At 64.0% G+C, this 18,339-nt stretch carries 18 protein-coding genes; 8 read left to right on the top strand and 10 right to left on the bottom strand.

Annotation, left to right across the window (positions count from 1 at the left end; all coding sequences use genetic code 11):
• Window positions 1–51: 51 nt before the first annotated feature.
• Both NUW87_RS09970 and NUW87_RS09965 read right to left on the bottom strand, forming a co-directional pair.
• Entirely contained in the window at window positions 52–459 is a 408-nt protein-coding gene (locus NUW87_RS09970; protein WP_269028349.1) for a hypothetical protein, read from the bottom strand.
• An 83-nt stretch (window positions 460–542) separates the two neighbouring features.
• A complete protein-coding gene (locus NUW87_RS09965; protein ID WP_239357105.1) occupies window positions 543–1,052 on the bottom strand; it encodes a hypothetical protein in 510 nt (169 codons plus the stop codon).
• Between the two features lie 244 nt (window positions 1,053–1,296).
• On the opposite strand from NUW87_RS09965, the gene NUW87_RS09960 reads away from it, so the two are divergent.
• Window positions 1,297–1,620, top strand: a complete 324-nt coding sequence (locus NUW87_RS09960; RefSeq protein ID WP_181889102.1) for a helix-turn-helix transcriptional regulator — start codon at window positions 1,297–1,299, stop codon at window positions 1,618–1,620.
• Window positions 1,621–1,622: 2 nt separating this feature from the next.
• On the opposite strand, the gene NUW87_RS09955 is transcribed toward NUW87_RS09960, so the two are convergent.
• The 6 genes from NUW87_RS09955 to groL form a co-directional block, all read right to left on the bottom strand.
• Window positions 1,623–2,132: a hypothetical protein gene (locus NUW87_RS09955; RefSeq protein ID WP_239357104.1), complete on the bottom strand. Its 510-nt coding sequence runs from the start codon at window positions 2,130–2,132 to the stop codon at window positions 1,623–1,625.
• A gap of 72 nt (window positions 2,133–2,204) precedes the next feature.
• Complete coding sequence (locus NUW87_RS09950; RefSeq protein ID WP_269028347.1) at window positions 2,205–3,983, bottom strand: metallophosphoesterase family protein; 1,779 nt, start codon at window positions 3,981–3,983, stop codon at window positions 2,205–2,207.
• Window positions 3,984–4,043: 60 nt separating this feature from the next.
• The gene (ppk2, locus tag NUW87_RS09945) at window positions 4,044–4,943 is read right to left on the bottom strand and encodes a polyphosphate kinase 2 (RefSeq protein WP_269028345.1); all 900 of its coding nucleotides are present in this window, start codon (window positions 4,941–4,943) and stop codon (window positions 4,044–4,046) included.
• A gap of 105 nt (window positions 4,944–5,048) precedes the next feature.
• A complete protein-coding gene (locus NUW87_RS09940) occupies window positions 5,049–5,195 on the bottom strand; it encodes a hypothetical protein (protein WP_269028344.1) in 147 nt (48 codons plus the stop codon).
• Between the two features lie 44 nt (window positions 5,196–5,239).
• The gene (locus NUW87_RS09935) at window positions 5,240–5,368 is read right to left on the bottom strand and encodes a hypothetical protein (RefSeq protein ID WP_269028343.1); all 129 of its coding nucleotides are present in this window, start codon (window positions 5,366–5,368) and stop codon (window positions 5,240–5,242) included.
• A gap of 401 nt (window positions 5,369–5,769) precedes the next feature.
• A complete protein-coding gene (gene groL / locus NUW87_RS09930; protein ID WP_269028341.1) occupies window positions 5,770–7,407 on the bottom strand; it encodes a chaperonin GroEL in 1,638 nt (545 codons plus the stop codon).
• A 414-nt stretch (window positions 7,408–7,821) separates the two neighbouring features.
• Between groL and NUW87_RS09925 the strand changes: the two genes are divergently transcribed.
• From NUW87_RS09925 to NUW87_RS09895, 7 genes are all read left to right on the top strand, one after another.
• Window positions 7,822–9,165, top strand: a complete 1,344-nt coding sequence (locus tag NUW87_RS09925; RefSeq protein WP_269028339.1) for a dipeptidase — start codon at window positions 7,822–7,824, stop codon at window positions 9,163–9,165.
• A 167-nt stretch (window positions 9,166–9,332) separates the two neighbouring features.
• Window positions 9,333–12,317: a Na+/H+ antiporter subunit A gene (locus NUW87_RS09920; protein ID WP_269028337.1), complete on the top strand. Its 2,985-nt coding sequence runs from the start codon at window positions 9,333–9,335 to the stop codon at window positions 12,315–12,317.
• Window positions 12,318–12,812 (top strand): Na(+)/H(+) antiporter subunit C, encoded by a 495-nt coding sequence (locus NUW87_RS09915; RefSeq protein ID WP_239217923.1) that lies wholly within the window; start codon window positions 12,318–12,320, stop codon window positions 12,810–12,812.
• Window positions 12,802–14,598 carry a Na+/H+ antiporter subunit D gene (locus NUW87_RS09910; protein WP_269028334.1) on the top strand — a complete coding sequence of 599 codons (1,797 nt, stop codon included), beginning with the start codon at window positions 12,802–12,804 and terminating at the stop codon, window positions 14,596–14,598. The genes NUW87_RS09915 and NUW87_RS09910 overlap by 11 nt, the downstream gene beginning before the upstream one ends.
• Window positions 14,598–15,110, top strand: coding sequence for a Na+/H+ antiporter subunit E (locus NUW87_RS09905; protein ID WP_269028332.1), 513 nt, complete (start codon window positions 14,598–14,600; stop codon window positions 15,108–15,110). The genes NUW87_RS09910 and NUW87_RS09905 overlap by 1 nt, the downstream gene beginning before the upstream one ends.
• Window position 15,111: 1 nt before the next feature.
• On the top strand, window positions 15,112–15,390 hold the full coding sequence (locus NUW87_RS09900) for a monovalent cation/H+ antiporter complex subunit F (RefSeq protein WP_269028330.1): 279 nt from the start codon (window positions 15,112–15,114) through the stop codon (window positions 15,388–15,390).
• Window positions 15,387–15,767 carry a monovalent cation/H(+) antiporter subunit G gene (locus NUW87_RS09895; protein ID WP_239217916.1) on the top strand — a complete coding sequence of 127 codons (381 nt, stop codon included), beginning with the start codon at window positions 15,387–15,389 and terminating at the stop codon, window positions 15,765–15,767. Before NUW87_RS09900 ends, NUW87_RS09895 begins: the two co-directional genes overlap by 4 nt.
• Here the strand turns inward: NUW87_RS09895 and NUW87_RS09890 are convergent.
• Complete coding sequence (locus NUW87_RS09890) at window positions 15,757–16,887, bottom strand: glutamate--cysteine ligase (protein WP_269028327.1); 1,131 nt, start codon at window positions 16,885–16,887, stop codon at window positions 15,757–15,759. The genes NUW87_RS09895 and NUW87_RS09890 overlap by 11 nt on opposite strands.
• Window positions 16,888–17,165: 278 nt before the next feature.
• Window positions 17,166–18,296: a LytR C-terminal domain-containing protein gene (locus tag NUW87_RS11805; RefSeq protein ID WP_269028326.1), complete on the bottom strand. Its 1,131-nt coding sequence runs from the start codon at window positions 18,294–18,296 to the stop codon at window positions 17,166–17,168.
• Between the last annotated feature and the right edge of the window lie 43 nt (window positions 18,297–18,339).

Here is an 18,339-nt window from a genome sequence, read left to right as displayed (position 1 = left end):
CTTCGGTGACACCGTAGTCATTATCGGTGAAACTCCTTCTAGATCAGAGCCTCACACACAAACTTCCTGACACCCTCCAAGGGCGGACCAGACGTTAGGCAATCTGACCGTATGTGCCGCGCTGACCGGAACCTCAAGCACGTCTTTCGGCGTGCCGCTTGCAAGTTTCCCGAGCGCTGACTTGGAACCAGGGCATTTCACAACGTTGTATCCGCGCCATCGGTCAGGCGTGCGATCGCTGTCGATTCCCATCACGTCCACTTGAGGCCCCTCTTGATGACGAAACTGATGGAGAAACCCGTCTCGCCTCAGCGGCGTGATTTGCTCGTACCCTCTGTTCTCCAGCGTTTCCGCCACGCCGACCAGCGTCGAATGGTTAATCGGATCAACGACGACGTCCACGTCTTCCGTGGATCTTCCGTAGCCAACATCATTCAAGGTGCAATGCAGCTGGGTCATTGCCCCACCTACGAGCAACCAGTCCTCACCATCCAACACAGCTGCGACCTGGTGTAGCCCGGGGTACACGCCGCCCACCATGCCTATGCCGCGCTCGCCGCGTTCTCTCTGATGTATGTCCGGACTGCACCTTGCACACGTGCTCCCCCAAGCATGTAGGCATCTGCGAGCGCTTGCTTTTCTGAGCAATCTGGCTCTCTGACGAGGACACCTACGCGCGATGTCTGATCGCTCAGCCCTAAAATTCCTGCGTTGATGAGGTCCCTCAAACCAGCTGCCTGAACGTACCTCCGACCCCCTGGGGCAAGCCCCAACGCACTGGCATCCAACAGTCCGAGTTCAGCCGGGAGCAGCCGATCAGCGTGGTTGAAGTACTCCGCTTCAACAAAGCCGATATCCCGAGCAACGAAAGCCTGATCCGTACCGAAAAACTCAACAAACTCGTCGGACACATAGCGCGCCAACGCTTGGGCAAGCATGAGATTGACAGTCCCCTGCTCATCCAGAGCCACGCAACCGCTTTCAACGACACGCGCGATCTCATCGAAATCAGAGCGAAAGTAGTCGGCAGCCTGCGCTAACGTAACCCTCATCTCGCTTGCCCTCCTTTCTGGCCTCTCGGCTCAAGTGGAACTCAGCTTAAACGCTTGAGCTGCGTCTTTCTAGTCCCCTACTGCTGCACCCACCGCGGAATCAAGCGGTCCGGCGCGGGGCTTCGGCGGTGGGAGGCTCGAGCGCGGGCGCGTCAGTGCCGGCCCGAAGCATGCTAGCCGTTGCCCCAGGCGGTCAACTTCTGTACCATAAATGATACAAACCGTGACAAGAAGGGGGAGTCCTGTGAGCGATACATTCAACGCACTGCTGCGGGCACAAACAGAGAAGGACCCAGCGTTCGCTGAAGTCTATGAGCGTGAGCTGAAACGGATCCAAACCTACGACCGGATCGTCAACACGATTGAGGAGCACCGCGAAAATCTGGGGCTCACCAAAAAGCGCATGGCTCAGGATTCCGGCATCCCCTACTCTTCCGTTCGCCGGTTGCTTACCTCGTCTGGGCGTGAAGTGAATCCAACTGTTGGCACGCTCGCGGACTTGGCAGCATCTGTAAATCTACGTCTCACGCTAGAGCCTGATGCTGAACGCTTGGAAACACATTCGTAGGTTCACGTCCGAGCAATATAACTCGCAACCAGGCTAGCCGGGGCAAGAGACCGAACTGGCCGACCGTTTTCGTCGGGCCTGAAGTACTCGTCTCGAAGCTCACTTAATTCCACATAACGGCTCTCCGCGAATACCTCGCCATTCGGCTTCGAATCTGCGTCGATGACGGTTAACAGTGGCCGGTCCACGTTCTCCGCAAGAACATCGAGCACGCAGAACAGGCGGTAGTGCACGCCGTCGATCCTCGCCCTCACCTCATACATCCCAGTGCAGGTGCCATGCATTGCTTCCCACTTACCACCACCAGCGAACTTTTTCGGAGGAGCCTCTGCTACAGCAGCGAGGACAGGTAAGAGCTTCCTCGCTGCTTTATTTGGCCACGCGGCAAAGGTTTCAAGAGACGGCACTGCACCATCATCAGGACGCATGAAGAACTCAACCGAGTGCGATGCGTCGGACGAAAGCCGCGGTGTAGCCCTTTCGCGCGATTTCAACCGTTTACGTTTCCCCACCATTCCCCCTTGATGTTGGGGCAAACTTTAACAAACGCTGCGTCGACGCGCAGCCGAGTGTTCCCCTCAGCGCTACCGGAGCCCCGGGAGCAACCCGCGCAGCTGATCGCCGAACTGCGAGGCGACGAACGCGAAGGCCCCGCCGAGCGCGGCCACGATGCCGATGACCAGGGCGGCCTTCGCACCGGCAGAGGATCCCTCCACCGAAACGGAATCAGCATCTGCCTCCGGGGTGGGCTCTGCCGGGGGCTGCACCGGAGGCGTCGATAGGCGGTGCTGCTTGGCAAAGTCCTGGTACTTAATCATCTTCGCCTCGCCGTCGGGGTTGAGCAGGCTATGGCCGTCCTTGAAGTCCCAGGCCTCGACGCGGATGCGATCGTCGTAGACCTTCACGCGCAGGCCGGTAGCGGCCTTGTCATCCACAATCTCCTCGTCGTGGTCGCCGTCCGGCAAGTACTCGTTGAGGATCGCGCCGGTGTTGACCACGGGAAAGCCGATGGCGCCTTGCGGGGTGCCGTCGTAACGCCTGGTGCCCCACCAGTTGTTCTGCTTCAGCGAGGAATGCGAGTGGCTGGTAAACGCCACGATGTCGTTGTACTTGGACAGCACGTCCGAGATGGCCTGCTCGTCCTCGAAATCGTTCTGGTACCAGGCGGAATGGCTCATGGACACGGTCCCCGGCAGCAGCGGGTGCGTGAACACAAGCGCGGTCACGCCCTGCTTATCCCAGTGCGCGAGGCGCTCATCCAGCCACTTCAGCTGCTCGGCGGAGATGCGCTGGAACGGCTCCTTGCCTCCGCGGTCGACGTCCGAGTAGTACTCCGTGTTGATGGAAATCAGCGGCGTGCCATTCACCACCACCTCGTTCCACGGCCTCTCCTGCCCGGAGTATTTGAGGAAGCGCTGCATGTGCACCTCCGAGGATTCCTTGCCGTACATCTCGTGGTTGCCGATAGTCCACAGCTCCACGCCCGAATCATGCGGGACCTCCTTGCGCGCGGCGAGGAACTTGTCCCACTGCTCCTGGCTGCCGTTATCCACCAGGTCGCCGTTGATCACCAGCGCGCCCGCCTTCTCCGGCATGGCGTTGAGGCGCCGGACGGCCAGCTTGAAGTCCTCCGGGTCGTCCTGCGTATCGGAGATGACGTCGATGACGGTGTTCGGCTTCTCCGCGGCCTGGGTGAACGGCGCGCGCACCGCGACGTTGTCCACGGCCCACCAGTAGTCGTCGTTGCCGCCGAGGTAGCTAAACGTCACCTGCATCGTCTTCGCACCTTCCGGCACGTCGAGCTCGAAGTACTCGTGGGAGGAGTAACGGTTGCTAGTTAGCCTATCGACGACCTCCGGTTCCCCACCATCGAACCCCACCGCAACCAGTGCGGTTTGGCCCTTCTTACCCTGCCGGTAGTGCTGGTCGAACTCGAGGGCGACCTTGCTCTGGCCGGCGACGTCGATCGGCTCCGTGGTCATGCGCGCGTCCATGGAGTCGCGCTCGGCGAGGCGCTGCTGCTTCGAATCGATGATGGCGAACTGGTCGTGCCCCTGGGTGAAAAAGTGGCGCTCGTCGGTGCCGGCGGCCCAGGTCCAGTGGCGCACATCCGAGACGGTCCAGCCGTTCCAGCGGGCCTCGCCGGAGGACACGCCCTCGACGTCCTGCGACCAGCCGTCCGGCAAGTCGTGCGTGAAGTGGGCGGGGTTGTCCACCCCGTCGAAGCTCTGGAAGTACAGGTACGGGCGGGTCGATTCGGGGAACGCCTCCGGCTGGGCGGCGTTAGCGGGAACGGTTGTGGTGGCGGCTGTGGCGGTGAAAACGGCAGCGGTGGTGGCGGCGAGTGCGCGGCGGGACATCATGCGTCAAAAATTAGCGCCACCTGAGGGATCCCGCAGCGCGAACTCGGCCCGTGCCGCCTACTAGTCGCCGATCTGGTCGCGGCCGCGCTTCACGATCAGCGGATCCGGCTCGCCGACAACCTCGTGGTCCTTGTTCGTGTACTCGAACTTGCTCAGGATGTAGCGCATCGCGTTGAGGCGGGCGCGCTTCTTGTCGTTGGACTTAATGGTGATCCACGGCGACTCGTCCGTGTCGGTGTAGCGGAACTGCTCCTCCTTGGCGCGGGTGTAGTCCTCCCACTTGTCCAGGGATGCCAGGTCCATCGGCGAGAGCTTCCACTGGCGCACCGGGTCCACCTGGCGGATGGCGAAGCGGGTGCGCTGCTCCTTCTGGGTCACGGAGAACCAGAACTTAGTCAGGGAGATGCCGGAGCCGAGGATCATGTTCTCCAGCATCGGCACCTCGCGCAGGAACTCTGCATGCTGGGATTCGGTGCAGAAACCCATGACGCGCTCGACGCCGGAGCGGTTGTACCAGGAGCGGTCGAAGAAGACGATCTCGCCGGCCGACGGGAAGTGCTGAATGTAGCGCTGGAAGTACCAGGAGGTGGACTCGCGCGGGGACGGCTTCTCCAGCGCCACGGTGCGCGCACCACGGGGGTTGAGGTGCTCGTTGAAGCGCTTGATGGTGCCGCCCTTGCCGGCCGCGTCGCGGCCCTCGAAGAGGATGATGTGGCGCTGGCCGGTGTCCTTGGTCCAGTTCTGCCACTTCAGCAGCTCGATCTGCAGGGCGCGCTTTTCCTTCTCGTAGTCGTCGCGGGAAAGACGCTCGTCGTAGGGGTAGTTCTCGCGCCACGTCTGGATGGCGGTGCCGTCCGGCATGAGCAGGACCGGGTCGTCCTCGTCGGTGTCGTCCACAACCCAGCCTTCGGTCTGGGCAAGGTCGATCATCGGCAGTTCGTCGTCTTTGTTGTCAGCCATGTCTTCCAGTCTATTCGGCCCGGGATCGGTATGCCGGAGAAGTACGCGGGAATGCAAAAAGGCCCCGCCGCTTAGCGACGGGACCTTCGGCTATGCGCGTTACAGTTACGCGACCAGGCCCATCAGCTTGGAAACAGCCTCAGCCAGCTCGCCGAGGTTGCCCAGCAGCTCAACGAGAGCGCCCGGGACGCGGGTGACGCCGTTGTCGCCGTTACCGGAGGAAAGTGCAACCCAGTTGGTCAATGCTTCCATGATGATTCTCCTTTAGAAAAGTTTGTATTGAGTGGGGTGAAGGCTTACTTGGAGACCTTGTCAGCGAAGTCCTTGATGGTCTTCGGGGTCTTGGTGAAGAGCTTGGAGAGGTTCTTCGCGAAGGTTGCGAACTGATCCAGGGCCTTCTTAGCGGACTTGAGATCGAAAGGCATTGATTTCCCCTTTTCGATAGGTGCCAGTGTGTGTCTGGCAAAACTTGACAGGTACTGACACCCTGCGGGCGTCACAGGAGGAATTTTGCCACATCAACCAGCTACGTCAAGCGCTTTCTAAAAATAGGATTTGCGCCACACAGGCAGCTTCCAGCTGGTATACGTTCACCGAAACGTAACCTTTTCGCGACCGGGCCGATAACCTGCCCCGACCGATTTTCGAAAGTTAACACCAATTGAATACCCACCAGAACGTGTAACTCAAGCGGCCCTAATGGCGATCTGTACAGGTTCAAATTTCGACCACCGCCGTGACTTTTTACACCAATACGGGGGTGGGGCGGAGCTGACGTCGATAAGCAAAAAGCGCGCCCCGAAGGACGCGCTTTAGACGGGCTGATTTACATCATGCCCATGGCTTCCGGGTCCATGCCCGGGTTCGCACCAGCCGGCTCCGGCTTATCAGCCACGACAGCCTCGGTGGTGAGGAACAGTGCGGCGATGGACGCGGCGTTCTGGAGCGCAGAACGGGTCACCTTGGCCGGGTCGGCGATGCCGCTGGCCAGCATGTCCACGTACTCGCCGGTGGCGGCGTTCAGGCCCTCGCCGTCCGGGAGGTTGGCAACCTTGTCGGACACCACACCCGGCTCCAGGCCAGCGTTCAGCGCAATCTGCTTCAGCGGCGCGGACAGGGCCTCGCGGACGATCTTCACGCCGGTGGCCTCGTCGCCCTCCAGGCCGAGGTCGTCGGCGAGCTCATTGGCGGCCTGCAGCAGGGCCACGCCGCCGCCGGCGACGATGCCCTCCTCAACGGCAGCCTTCGCGTTACGCACAGCATCCTCGATACGCAGCTTCTGCTCCTTCAGCTCCACCTCGGTGGCGGCGCCGACCTTGATCACCGCAACGCCACCGGCCAGCTTGGCCAGGCGCTCCTGCAGCTTCTCGCGGTCATACTCGGAGTCGGAGTTGTCGATCTCGGCGCGGATCTGCTTCACGCGGCCGTCGATCTGCGCCTGCTCGCCGGCGCCCTGGACGATGGTGGTCTCGTCCTTGGTCACCACAACCTTGCGGGCCTGGCCGAGCAGCTCGATGCCGGCGGTCTCCAGCGACAGGCCGACCTCCTCGGAGATGACCTGGCCGCCGGTGAGGATAGCCAGGTCCTGCAGCATGGCCTTGCGACGATCACCGAAGCCCGGAGCCTTCACAGCCACGGACTTGAAGGTGCCGCGGATCTTGTTCACCACGAGGGTGGACAGGGCCTCGCCCTCGACGTCCTCGGCGATGATCAGCAGCGGCTTGCCGGACTGCATGACCTGCTCCAGCACCGGCACGAGCTCCTTGACGTTGGAGATCTTGCCGGAAACCAGCAGGATGTACGGGTCCTCGAGCACGGCCTCGCCGCGCTCCATGTCGGTGGCGAAGTATGCGGAGATGAAACCCTTGTCAAAGCGCATACCCTCGGTGACTTCGAGGTCCACGCCGAAGGTGTTGGATTCCTCAACCGTGATCACGGATTCCTTGTTCACGGCACCGTTGCCCACGGCGTACATCGCCTCGGCGATCTTCTTGCCGATCTCCGGGTCGGACGCGGAAATACCAGCGGTGGAGGCGATCTCCTCCTGGGTCTCAACTTCCTTAGCCTGGTCCAGCAGGTACTTGGACACCTTGTCGGTGGCGGCCTGGATGCCACGCTTGATGCCCATCGGGTTGGAGCCAGCCGCGACGTTGCGCAGGCCCTCGCGCACCAGGGCCTGAGCGAGCACGGTGGCGGTGGTGGTGCCGTCGCCGGCGACGTCGTCGGTCTTCTTGGCAACTTCCTTGACCAGCTCGGCGCCGATCTTCTCGTACGGGTCCTCGAGGTCGATCTCCTTGGCGATGCTCACGCCATCGTTGGTGATGGTCGGGGCGCCCCAGGACTTCTCCAGCACCACGTTGCGGCCCTTCGGGCCGAGCGTGACCTTCACGGCGTCAGCCAGGGTGTTCAGGCCGGTTTCGAGGCCGCGACGTGCTTCCTCGTCGAATGCAATCATCTTTGCCATGTGAGTGTGTCACTCCTTGTATATAGGCGTTCATGGACGATCACTCAGGTCGTCGGTGCAAGCAGGCGCCCGCGACGGCACGGCTGACGAGTGGTCTCAGCCTCACCCGCTCTATTCGTTTTATTTGGCACTCGGTTTGCGTGAGTGCCAGCCACATTTTTAGCACTCGGCGGGGTTGAGTGCAAGGAACGCAAGGGGTGTGGAGGATGCCGGGGCGAGGATGCTTACTGCTAGATGCTTACCGGTCCGAGGATGCTTACTGCAGGATGCTTACTTCTCGGGTAGCACGGGCGAGAACGCCGGAGGTTACTCGAACAATAAGCATCCTGGGGTAAGCATCTAGCTGAACGACACCGCCCCCAACCGCCCCCAATACCGCCGAACCGGCCCCGCCAACGCTGCTAGCGTGGTGCCATGACTACGCAGAACTACCAACCGCAACGCGACCGCATCTTCAACGACCTGTCCAAGCTGGTCTCCTTCAATTCCGTGCACTCCACCCCTGAGCTGGCGGATCAGCACGAGGACGCCTGCGCCTGGACGGTGAACGCCCTGAAGGATCTTGGACTGGACGTGACTCGCTACCCCACGGTGGATGACGCGGACACGATCGTCGCCAAGCGGGAGCCCAAAAACGGCGCACCGACGGTACTGTTGTACTCCCACTACGACGTCGTCCCCGCGAACAACCCGGACGCCTGGACGAACAGCCCGTTCGAGCTGACCGAGCGAAACGGCCGCTGGTACGGCCGCGGCGCCGCGGATTGCAAGGGCAACCTGGCTATGCACTTAGAGGCGCTGCGCCTGCTGGAGGAAAACGGCGGCACTGACCTGGGCCTGAAGGTTGTGGTCGAGGGCTCCGAGGAGCTCGGCGGCAAGGACGGTCTGGGCAAGCTCATCGTGGAAAAGCCCGAGGTGTTCGAGGCGGACGCGATCCTCATCGCGGACTCCGGCAACGTGGCTGTCGGTGTACCTACGTTGACCACCTCGCTGCGCGGCGGTGCACAGGTGAAGGTGACAGTGGAGACGCTGGCTAACCAGGTCCACTCCGGCAGCTACGGCGGCGGCGCCCCGGACGCCGCGCACGCCCTGGTGGTCATCGCGAACTCGCTTTTCGACGAGCACGGCCGCACCACCATCGACGGCGTGGACACCACCGCGAAGTGGGACGGCGACTCGTACGACCGTGAGTCCTTCCGCCAGGATGCGACTGTGCTCGAGGGCGTGCAGCTGCTCGGCACCGCGGACGACGAGCCGGCCGACCTGGTGTGGGCCCGCCCGGCAGTGACCATGATCGGCTTCACCTCCACCCCGGTGGCCGAGGCCATGAACGCGGTGAACGCCCGCGCGGAGGCCCAGTTCAACCTGCGCGTGCCGGCCGGCCAGAACGCCGCCGAGATCGCGCAGAAGATGGAGCAGCACATCAAATCCCACACCCCGTGGGGCGCCAAGGTCGAGGTTGAGGTCAGCGGCGTCAACGAGCCCTTTGCGACGGATCCTTCGGCGGGCGCCGTGGCCGCACTCGGCGAGTGCCTCAAGGAGGCCTACGGTGCCGACAAGCTGTCCGTGGTCGGCTCCGGCGGCTCCATCCCGCTGACCATCACGCTGCAGAACACCTTCCCGGACGCGGAGATCGCGCTCTACGGCGTGGAGGAGCCGATGTGCGGCATCCACGGCGTGGACGAGTCCGTGGACCCGACGGAGATCGAGCGCATCGCGGCAGCGGAGGCTGCCTTCCTGCAGCGTTTCGGCAAGTAGCACCAAAAATCGCTACAGTTAATTCCCAACGGCCGCGCCACCGGTGTTGACGCGTAGATACCCAGTTACCGCTGGAGTCAGTATTTTCTGTGTGAACTCAATGAGCTCCCCCGCTTGAGGCGCGGTGTGCCCTGCACGCACGCAACCAGAGGAGGGCCGCGCACCTCGTGCTGATACTGCTCATCGCGCTCACCGCTGCCACGCTGGCCGCCCCTGTGCTCATCCGCACGGTGGGCCGCGCCGCGTTTGGTCTCCTCGCGCTCGTTCCGCTGAGCGGGTTCATCTGGGTGGCGCGCCTGTTCGCCACCGGGATGTTCCGCGACGGCGGCGAGGTCAAAGCGGTGTTTACATGGATGCCGTCGACGAACCTCAACCTGGAGTTCCGCCTGGACGCCCTCGCGGGCCTGTTCAGCCTGATCATCCTGGGTATCGGCGCGTTGGTGCTGTTTTACTGTTGGGGCTACTTCGACTCCAACCCGCGGCGCCTGGCCAAGTTCGGCTTCGAGCTGACGTTCTTCGCCACGGTCATGTACGGCCTGGTCATCGCCGACAACTTCCTGCTCATGTACGTGTTCTGGGAGTTGACGTCCATTCTGTCGTACATGCTCGTGTCCTACTACGGCGAGCGAGCATCTTCGAGACGTGCCGCCATGCAGGCGCTGATGGTGACCACCATGGGCGGGCTTGCCATGCTCGTGGGCATCAACCTGCTGGGCTTCAAGGCGCAGATTTGGAAGCTGTCGGAGATCCCTCAGATCACCGATATTGAAAACACCCCGGCGATCTCCGCCGCCATCGTGCTGATCATGCTGGGCGCGCTGACAAAATCCGCCCAGTCCCCCTGGCATTTCTGGCTGCCCGGCGCGATGGCCGCGCCCACCCCGGTATCGGCGTACCTGCACTCCGCGGCGATGGTGAAGGCCGGCATCTACCTGGTGGCTCGCTTGGCGCCGGACTTGTCCGCGGTGAACACCTGGCACCTGGTGGTGTTGTCCACCGGCGGTTTCACCATGCTGCTGGGCGGCTGGATGGCGCTGAAGCAGCGGGACCTGAAGCTGATTTTGGCCTACGGCACCGTCAGCCAGCTTGGTTTTATCACCACCGTCATCGGCGTGGGCTCGCGCGAGGCCACCATGGCCGGGTTGGCCATCACGTTCGCGCACTCCCTGTTCAAGGCCGCGCTGTTCATGATCGTCGGCGCGATCGACCACGCCACCGGAACCCGCGACATCCACGAGCTGTCCGGGCTGGGCAGAAAGCAGCCGCTTCTGGCCACGCTGGCCGTCATCTCCGCAGCGTCGATGGCGGGCATCCCTCCACTGTTCGGGTTTGTGGCCAAGGAGACCGCGCTGGATGCCATCCTCCACGAGGAACTGCTCGTCGGTATGCCGGGCAAAATCACCCTGGTGGCGTTGGTGGCCGGCTCGATCCTCACCATGGCGTACTCGCTGTACTTCGTCTACGGCGCATTTGCCACCAAGGGCCAGCCGTGGGCGGACGGGCAGTCCCCGGCGGTGCGCGACATGCACTCCCCGGGCCCGAAACTGTGGCTTTCCCCGGCCGTCCTCACCGCCTGCACAGTGGGCTTCGGCCTGTTGCCGGTGGGGCTATCGGCCCCCATCAACGAGTACCTCAACGTGCGCTTCCCGGACGTCGAGGGTGTGGAGCTTGCACTGTGGCACGGGTTCACGGTGCCGCTGGCACTGTCCGGCGTAATCATCTTCGCGGGCGCCATCATGTTCTGGCAGAACGACGTGGTGGCCAAGGCGCAGTTCGAGCGCCCCGCACTCGGCGACGCCAACGCGGTGTGGGACGCCCTGATGGACACGCTGCGCCGCTGGTCGCTGAAGTTGACGGCATCCACGCAACGCGGCTCGCTGACCATCAACCTGGCCGTCATCTTCACCTTCCTGGCCGTGGTGCCGCTGGCCGCGCTGATCCTGGGTGAATCCAACAACATCCGCATGCAGGTGTGGGACAACGTCTGGCAAGGCCTGGCGGTCACTGTCATGGCCGGGCTCGCGTTTTTCGCCGCCGTGCAGCGCAACCGCCTCTCCGGCGTGATCATGGTGGGCCTGACCGGCTACTTCATGGCGCTAATCTTCGTGCTGCACGGTGCACCGGACCTGGCGTTGACGCAGGCACTGGTTGAGACCATCGTGATGGTGGTGTTCATGCTGGTGCTGCGCAAGATGCCAACGGAAACAGAGCAGCGCAACGAGGACAACCGCTTGCGCGCCTGGTTGTCCATCGGCACCGGCGTTTCCGTGGTCACGGTGGCCATGACGGCCATGTCCGCGCGCGTCGCCGAGCCGATTTCCAAGTACATGCCGGAACTGGCATACGAGATCGGCCACGGCCGCAACACCGTCAACGTGTTGCTGGTGGACCTGCGTGCGGCGGACACCTACGGCGAGACGCTGGTGTTGGTGGTCGCCGCCACCGGCATCGCCAGCCTGATCTTCGGCACCTTCCGCTTCGACCCAGAATCGCGCCGTCCCACCCTGTCCACCACCAAGGCGCGCTGGCTAGCCTCCGGCGTGGAAACGGAGACTGCGCAGAACCGCTCCATCCTGGTGGATGTGGTCACGCGCCTGCTCTTCCCGTCGATGATGCTGCTGTCCGCCTACTTCTTCTTTTCCGGCCACAACGCCCCGGGCGGCGGTTTCGCCGGCGGGCTCGTCGCAGCGCTTGCGCTGACGTTGCGGTACTTGGCTGGAGGACGCAGCGAGGCAGAGGAAACGCTCCCTGTGCACCCGGGCAAGGTGCTGGGCATCGGCATCATGTTCACCACCGCGGCCGCGGTGGCCCCGATGTTCTTCGGGATGCCTCCGCTGACCTCCTCTTACGCGGAGTTCAGCGTGCCGCTCATCGGCGACGTGACGGTGCCGTCCGCCCTGATCTTCGACGCGGGCGTCTACATCATCGTCGTTGGTCTGATCATGCACGTGCTGGCCTCCATGGGCGCCTACCTGGACCGCGAGGAGGACACCCGAAAGCAGCGCGCCCGCGACCGCGCGCGCGAACTGCAGGCGAAAAACGAGCAGCGCCGCAGGCTCATGTCCAGAAACCGCAGGGCGCGTTACGACGAGCGCAGGGCGGTGGCGGCCAGCGGGTCGTCTATAAGCAAACGCGAAAGGAGAGGCGAGTAAATGGAAGCGAACCTGTTTTTGCTCATCGGCTCCGGCGTGCTGATCGCGTGCGGCGTGTACCTGATGCTGGACAAGTCCATGACCCGCATGATCATGGGCGTGACCCTGATCGGCAACGGCGCCAACCTCCTGCTGCTGCAGTCCGGCGGGCCCGCCGGCTCCCCGCCGATCATCGGACGCGACTCCGAGGCGGCCGCCGACAGCGCGGACCCGCTGGCGCAGGCGATGATTTTGACCGCCATCGTGATCTCCATGGCCATGGTCGGCTTCATGCTCGCCCTGGCCTACCGCCAATACCGCTACCGCACAGACGACATCGTCGAGCGCGACGAGGAGGATCGCGCAATCGCCTCGCGGCCCAAATCAGCCTCCCCGGACCGCGACAAATCCGACGACGCGCAAACCGGTAAAGCCAGCCCGTCCGGCGACGCTTTTGGTCCTAAGCCGTTCGAGGACCCGGTGAAGGAAGTCAAGGGAGGCAACGATGCGAAATAGCTTCATGGCCTTCGCCGACTGGGTGCTGCCCGCCATGCCGTACCTGACGGTCATGCCGATCATCCTCCCCGCGTTCGCCGCCGGTCTGATCTTGCTGTTCCGCGGCGTGAACCTGCAACGTTTCATCGCTTTGGGCACCCTGGCCGCACTGACCGTGATCGCGGCGGTGCTTATCATCGTGGCCGACACCCACGGCATCCAGACAGTGCAGATGGGCGGCTGGGACGCGCCGGTGGGCATCACGATGGTGGCGGACCGGTTGAGCTCCATCATGCTGTTCGTCTCATCCATCGTGCTGTTCGCGGTGATGTGGTACGGCATCTCGCAGGGGCTTCGCGACGGCGACGAGGACGACCCCGTCGCCGTCTTCCTACCTACCTACATGCTGCTAAGCATGGGCGTGAACCTGTCGTTCCTCGCCGGCGACCTGTTCAACCTCTACGTCGGCTTCGAAGTCTTCCTGGTCGCCTCCTACGTGCTGTTGACCCTGGGCGCCTCGCCACAGCGTGTGCGCGCAGGCATCGGCTACGTCATGGTCTCCATGGCGTCCTCCATGGTCTTCCTGTTCGCGCTCGCGCTGGTCTACGCGTCAGTGGGCACTGTGAACATGGCGCAGGCCGGCATCCGCATGGAGGAGCTGCCCACCGGCACCCGCGCGGCCATCTTCGCCACCTTCATCGTGGCCTTCGGCATCAAGGCGGCGATCTTCCCGCTGGACGCGTGGCTGCCGGACTCCTACCCCACCGCCGCTTCCATCGTCACAGCCGTCTTCGCGGGACTTCTGACCAAGGTGGGCGTGTACGCCCTCATCCGCGTGCGCTCCACCGTGTTCACCGGCGGCGCCTTAGATTCCACGCTGATGGTGATCGCGCTTCTGACCATGATCGTGGGCGTGATGGGCGCGATCGCCCAAAACGACATTAAACGCTTGATGTCGTTCACCCTGGTCAGCCACATCGGCTACATGATCTTCGGCATCGCGCTCGGCTCGGTTGCGGGCTTGTCCGGCGCCATCTTCTACGCGGTGCACCACATTCTGGTGCAGACCTCCCTGTTCCTAGTGGTCGGCCTGGTGGAGCGCCAGGCAGGCTCCGCGCAGCTGCGCCGTTTGGGCTCGTTGCTCTACACCGCTCCCGTGATTGCGCTGCTGTACCTCATCCCCGCGCTGAACCTGGGCGGCATCCCGCCGTTTTCCGGCTTCCTGGGCAAAGTCATGCTCATCCAGGCTGGCGCGGAGGACGGCTCCTGGTTGGCGTGGGTGCTCATCGGCGGCGCGGTGGTCACCTCACTGCTGACCCTGTACGCCATGATGAACGTGTGGTCCAAGGGCTTTCTCCGCGACCGCGCGGACGCCCCCGAAGGCGACGTTGTGTTGGCGCGCCCCGCGAACCTGGCCGCGCGCGAGGAAACCGTCGCCTCGGGCGACCGCGACGACGTCGGCCGCGTGCCTACCGGCATGTTTTTGTCCACCGCGTTGTTGGTGCTGGCCTCCACAAGCATCACGTTTTTGGCCGGCCCGATCTCCAACATCACGGACCGCGCCGCCCAATCCGCCCAGGACCTGTCCATCTACCGAAGCGCCGTGCTTCTCGACGATCCTTCGGCCCCCACACGCAACCTCGACGCCTTTCGTGAACAGACCGGCGCCGGCGGCGGCCGAGACTCCCTCGAACAGCGGGACTCCTCGCGCCCTGCCGGCCCCACCAGCACCGGCGTCACCACCGAGATGGTGCCGGAGCCCGTGGACGCTGAGTCCAACAAAGAGCCGAACGAGGTGAGCCGCTGATGTTTTCCGGTATCGCCCACCGGTTCCGCCCGCTGACCGTGGCGTGGCTGACGTTCATGTGGATCCTGCTCATGGGTCAACTCAGCTGGGGCAACCTCGTCGCCGGGTTGGGCTTGGGCCTGCTCATCGTGCTGGCACTGCCTCTGCCGCCCGTGCCGCGCAGCGGCAACCGGGTGAACTGGCTCAAGCTGGCCGCGTTTGTGGCCGAGTGGTTCTTCGATCTGCTGGTGGCCTCGGCGAAAGTGGCGTGGCTCTCGCTGCGCCGCGCGCCGCAACCCCGAAACGCCGTGCTGCGCGTGCCGATGCGCCTGAGCAACGAGCTGGTGCTCTACCTAGCCACCTGCGCCTACAACCTGCAGCCCGGCGGTACTGTCACCGACATCGACCTGGCCAACCGCGAATGGACCGTGCACATCCTCGACGCCGACAGCGACGCCGCCATCGCCCGCGAAATTGAAAACGTGCAGAAATTGGAGCGCCAAATGATTGCCATCTTCGAAGGAGGCCGCTGACATGCACAGCACCGCCTACACCGTCTGCCTCACCGTGGCCGCCGTGTTGCTGGTCGCCGGGCTTTTCATCTTCGCCTGGCGCGCCATCGTCGGGCCCGACTCCATGGACCGCATGCTGGCCAACGACGGCATCACCGCCTCCCTCCAGTGCGCCCTAGCCCTGTACATCTGCTGGACGCTGGACACCACGGTGGTCAACGTGATGATCGTCATCGCCCTGCTCGGCTTCATCGCCACCCTGTCCGTGGCCCGCTTCCGCAAGAGGGACGGTTCCCTATGATCGCCGACGTCATTTCCCTGCTGTTTATTCTCCCCGGCGCGTTCATGGTCTTTTCCGCCGCCGTGGGCACCGCCCGGTTCAACTCCACCCTGGCGCGCGTGCATGCCATCACCAAGCCCCAGACCACCGGCCTGGTACTCATGATCACCGGCACCATCATCCGCGTCGTCACCGCCGAGGACTTCAGCGTCCACGAACGCGGCGACATCGGCATGATGGTGCTGCTCGTGATATTCGCCCTGATGACCAGCCCCGTCACCGCGCAGCGCCTCGGCCGCATCGCGCGACGCGAAGGCCTCTACGGCAACGACGAGCAACTCACCCGCAACGACCGCCCCGCCAGCTACCACCCGCGCCGCGTCAACCCTAAAGGCTAAGCTCCCACATCTCCGCGCAGGTCGCGTCCACGACGTCCTTCCAATCCCCGGTGCGCTGATAGATGGCGCGCTGGCGCTCGTAGCCCGCGCCGCGCTCGATGATCTCTCGGACCAAGTTCAGCTCGTCGACGCAATCGAGGTCTGCGGCGACGGGCGTGAGCTCGTCGATAAGCAACTGCAACTCGTGTTTCACCCAGTCCTCGTCGGTGCCACGACTAGTGATGACCAAGGCGTCCATGCCATAGCGGGCGCCTCGCCACTTGTTCTCCGCGACATGCCACTGCTGCAAAGTAGGCAGCTTTTCGCCGCGCTCGAGCATGCGGTCGTAGTGGACGACCAGGCAGTGCGTCAGCGCCACGACGGCCGCGAGCTCGCGCAAGTTACTCGTGGCGTCCGAGATGCGCACCTCGACGGTGCCCCACTTCGCGGCCGGACGCACGTCGAAATGCATGGAGCCGGTGTGGTTGATCACGCCCGACGTCTGCTGGTCGCGCATGAAATCAACCCACTCGTCCCAGCTTTGGAACTGGTACGGCATGCCCGCGGTGGGCAACTGCTGGTAGAGCATCGTGCGGTTCGACGCGTAAGAAGTGTCAATGCCGTCCCAGCCCGGGCTCGAGGCGGAAATGGCCAACAGGTGCGGGTACTTGGTCATCACCGCGTTGATGATCGGCCACACCTTGTCCTCGTGGCTGATGCCCACGTGGCAGTGGATGCCCCACAACAGCATGTGCTGTCCCCAGTACTGCGTGCGATTGACGATTTCCTCGTACGTGTGCTTCGGGCTCAGCGGGTTCGTGCGGAAATCCGAAAACGGGTGGCCTCCACTTGCCCAGAGCTTCAGGCCCATCTCGTCGGCGACCTCCTTGACCGCGTTGAGGTCTCTTTGCAGCGCGTGCACCGCCTCTTTGGTGTTGGCGCAAATCGGGGTGACCAGCTCGATGGTGTTCTGCAAAAACTCCGGCTCGAGGTGGATGTCTGGGTGGCGGGCCTGCACCTCCTCTATCACCTCGGCGGCGCGGGGCACCAAGTCGCATGTAACCGGGTCGACGAGGCAGATCTCCCACTCGACTCCAAGGGTGGGGCCGTCGGACCTGGAAAAATCGCGGAATGGATCCATAGACGACGAGCCTATCCCCTGCCGGGCCCTGGGCGGGTGCCAGAAGCTGTTTTATATGCGCGGGCGGCGTTGGGTGGCGGGGCGTTTGTGCGCTGCTAAGGCCGCCCCAAAACCGTCCATGCGCCGAAACCGGCTACCTAGAACCGGTTGCCAGCTTGATTGTTGCTTGGTAGCCGGTTCGAGGTAGCCGGTTTTGTGGGAGGGAGCACTCTGGGCAGGCGACGACTTTGCAAATGTGGGCAGCGGGCCTCAATCGGGCCAGCGTGCCCGGCGCGGAGCTAGCCCGCCAGGACCACTGCCACGGCGGCGCTGTTGTTCGCGGCCTGCTCCGGGATGCTCGTCGCGCCCTCGGGGAGGTCGCCCTTCGCGCGGGCGGCACCGCCGACTCGGCGGGCGATGTCGGCCGCAACCTGCTCGGCGCCCGGCACGGCCGGGTCGAAGAAGACGTAGGTCTCCGGGAAGATGCCGTAGACCTGCTCCGGCATGTTCATCACTGCGGCGTCGGCCGAGTTGTTGGCCACGTTGTACTGGCCCTTCAGCTGGTCGGCGGTGCGGCTTGCCAGCTCCGGAGTGCCGGAGTTGTTGTAGACGTACACCTGGGCCGAAGCGTTGTCGAGGCCGGCGCCCGCCGGAGCCGGAGCCGGAGCCGGTGCTGGCTGGCCGTTCTCGCCCTGGCCCTCGGCGCCTTCCGGACGCTGCGCGTTCGGATCCTGCGCGTTCGGATCCTGGGCGTTCGGATCGCCTGCGCGGTCGCCCAACTGGCCCGGCTGGCCTTCAGTGTTCTGGGCGTTTTGGTCGGTGCCTGGCTGACCTTCGGCCCCCTGGCCATCCTGGCCGCTCTGACCTGCGCCGTCGCCGGCGGGGGCGGCCTGGGAGGTGCCCACCACGGTCGACGAGGTCGGCGCGGCACCTTCACCGTCGCCGTCGCCGCCGCCGTTGCCGTCCTGCGTCATCTTCCAAATGCCCCACAGCGCCAGCAGCGCCGCAACGGCGATCAGGATCATCGCCAGGCCGCGCTTCGGCAGGCCGCCTTCCGCGGCGCCGCCAGCAGCAGCTGCCTTACGACGTCCCTTCGGCTCCCCCTCGTAATCCTCCTCGTAGGCGCCGTCGTAGGGCTCCTCGTAGATGGCGTCGTCGGCGTTGCGGGAGCGGTAGCGCGCCCCAACGGCGCCAGCGGCACCTGCGGCACCTGCACCAGCGGCGTAGTCGACGTCCTCGATGTACTCGGAGTCGTCGTCGCGGCGGTGGGCACCGCGGTACTCGGTGTCGGCGCCGGAAGCGGAGTAATCGTCGACGATTTCAGCGTCGATCGGCTCGGCGTCGTACGCGCCGTCGTAGGAGTCGGAGTTCCCTGTGTAGCGCGTGGAGCCGGAGTCGGGGCGGTTGTTGCCAAAGTTGTCGTTAGTCACATCAGCAACTCTAGCCACACTGCCGCGGGAAGCAGGAGCAACA

The sequence above is a fragment of the Corynebacterium pilbarense genome (genome assembly GCF_026930265.1).
GTDB lineage: Bacteria > Actinomycetota > Actinomycetes > Mycobacteriales > Mycobacteriaceae > Corynebacterium > Corynebacterium pilbarense.
This window is presented reverse-complemented; position numbering and strand designations above follow the sequence as displayed.

Excerpts from the sequence above, each read along its gene's own strand:
- NUW87_RS09970 (WP_269028349.1), bottom strand. The coding sequence starts at position 459 with ATGACCCAGCTGCATTGCACCTTGAATGATGTTGGCTACGGAAGATCC.
- NUW87_RS09965 (WP_239357105.1), bottom strand. The coding sequence starts at position 1,052 with ATGAGGGTTACGTTAGCGCAGGCTGCCGACTACTTTCGCTCTGATTTC.
- NUW87_RS09950 (WP_269028347.1), bottom strand. The coding sequence starts at position 3,983 with ATGATGTCCCGCCGCGCACTCGCCGCCACCACCGCTGCCGTTTTCACC.
- ppk2 (WP_269028345.1), bottom strand. The coding sequence starts at position 4,943 with ATGGCTGACAACAAAGACGACGAACTGCCGATGATCGACCTTGCCCAG.
- NUW87_RS09940 (WP_269028344.1), bottom strand. The coding sequence starts at position 5,195 with ATGGAAGCATTGACCAACTGGGTTGCACTTTCCTCCGGTAACGGCGAC.
- NUW87_RS09935 (WP_269028343.1), bottom strand. The coding sequence starts at position 5,368 with ATGCCTTTCGATCTCAAGTCCGCTAAGAAGGCCCTGGATCAGTTCGCA.
- groL (WP_269028341.1), bottom strand. The coding sequence starts at position 7,407 with ATGGCAAAGATGATTGCATTCGACGAGGAAGCACGTCGCGGCCTCGAA.
- NUW87_RS09925 (WP_269028339.1), top strand. The coding sequence starts at position 7,822 with ATGACTACGCAGAACTACCAACCGCAACGCGACCGCATCTTCAACGAC.
- NUW87_RS09915 (WP_239217923.1), top strand. The coding sequence starts at position 12,318 with ATGGAAGCGAACCTGTTTTTGCTCATCGGCTCCGGCGTGCTGATCGCG.
- NUW87_RS09910 (WP_269028334.1), top strand. The coding sequence starts at position 12,802 with ATGCGAAATAGCTTCATGGCCTTCGCCGACTGGGTGCTGCCCGCCATG.
- NUW87_RS09905 (WP_269028332.1), top strand. The coding sequence starts at position 14,598 with ATGTTTTCCGGTATCGCCCACCGGTTCCGCCCGCTGACCGTGGCGTGG.
- NUW87_RS09900 (WP_269028330.1), top strand. The coding sequence starts at position 15,112 with ATGCACAGCACCGCCTACACCGTCTGCCTCACCGTGGCCGCCGTGTTG.
- NUW87_RS09895 (WP_239217916.1), top strand. The coding sequence starts at position 15,387 with ATGATCGCCGACGTCATTTCCCTGCTGTTTATTCTCCCCGGCGCGTTC.
- NUW87_RS09890 (WP_269028327.1), bottom strand. The coding sequence starts at position 16,887 with ATGGATCCATTCCGCGATTTTTCCAGGTCCGACGGCCCCACCCTTGGA.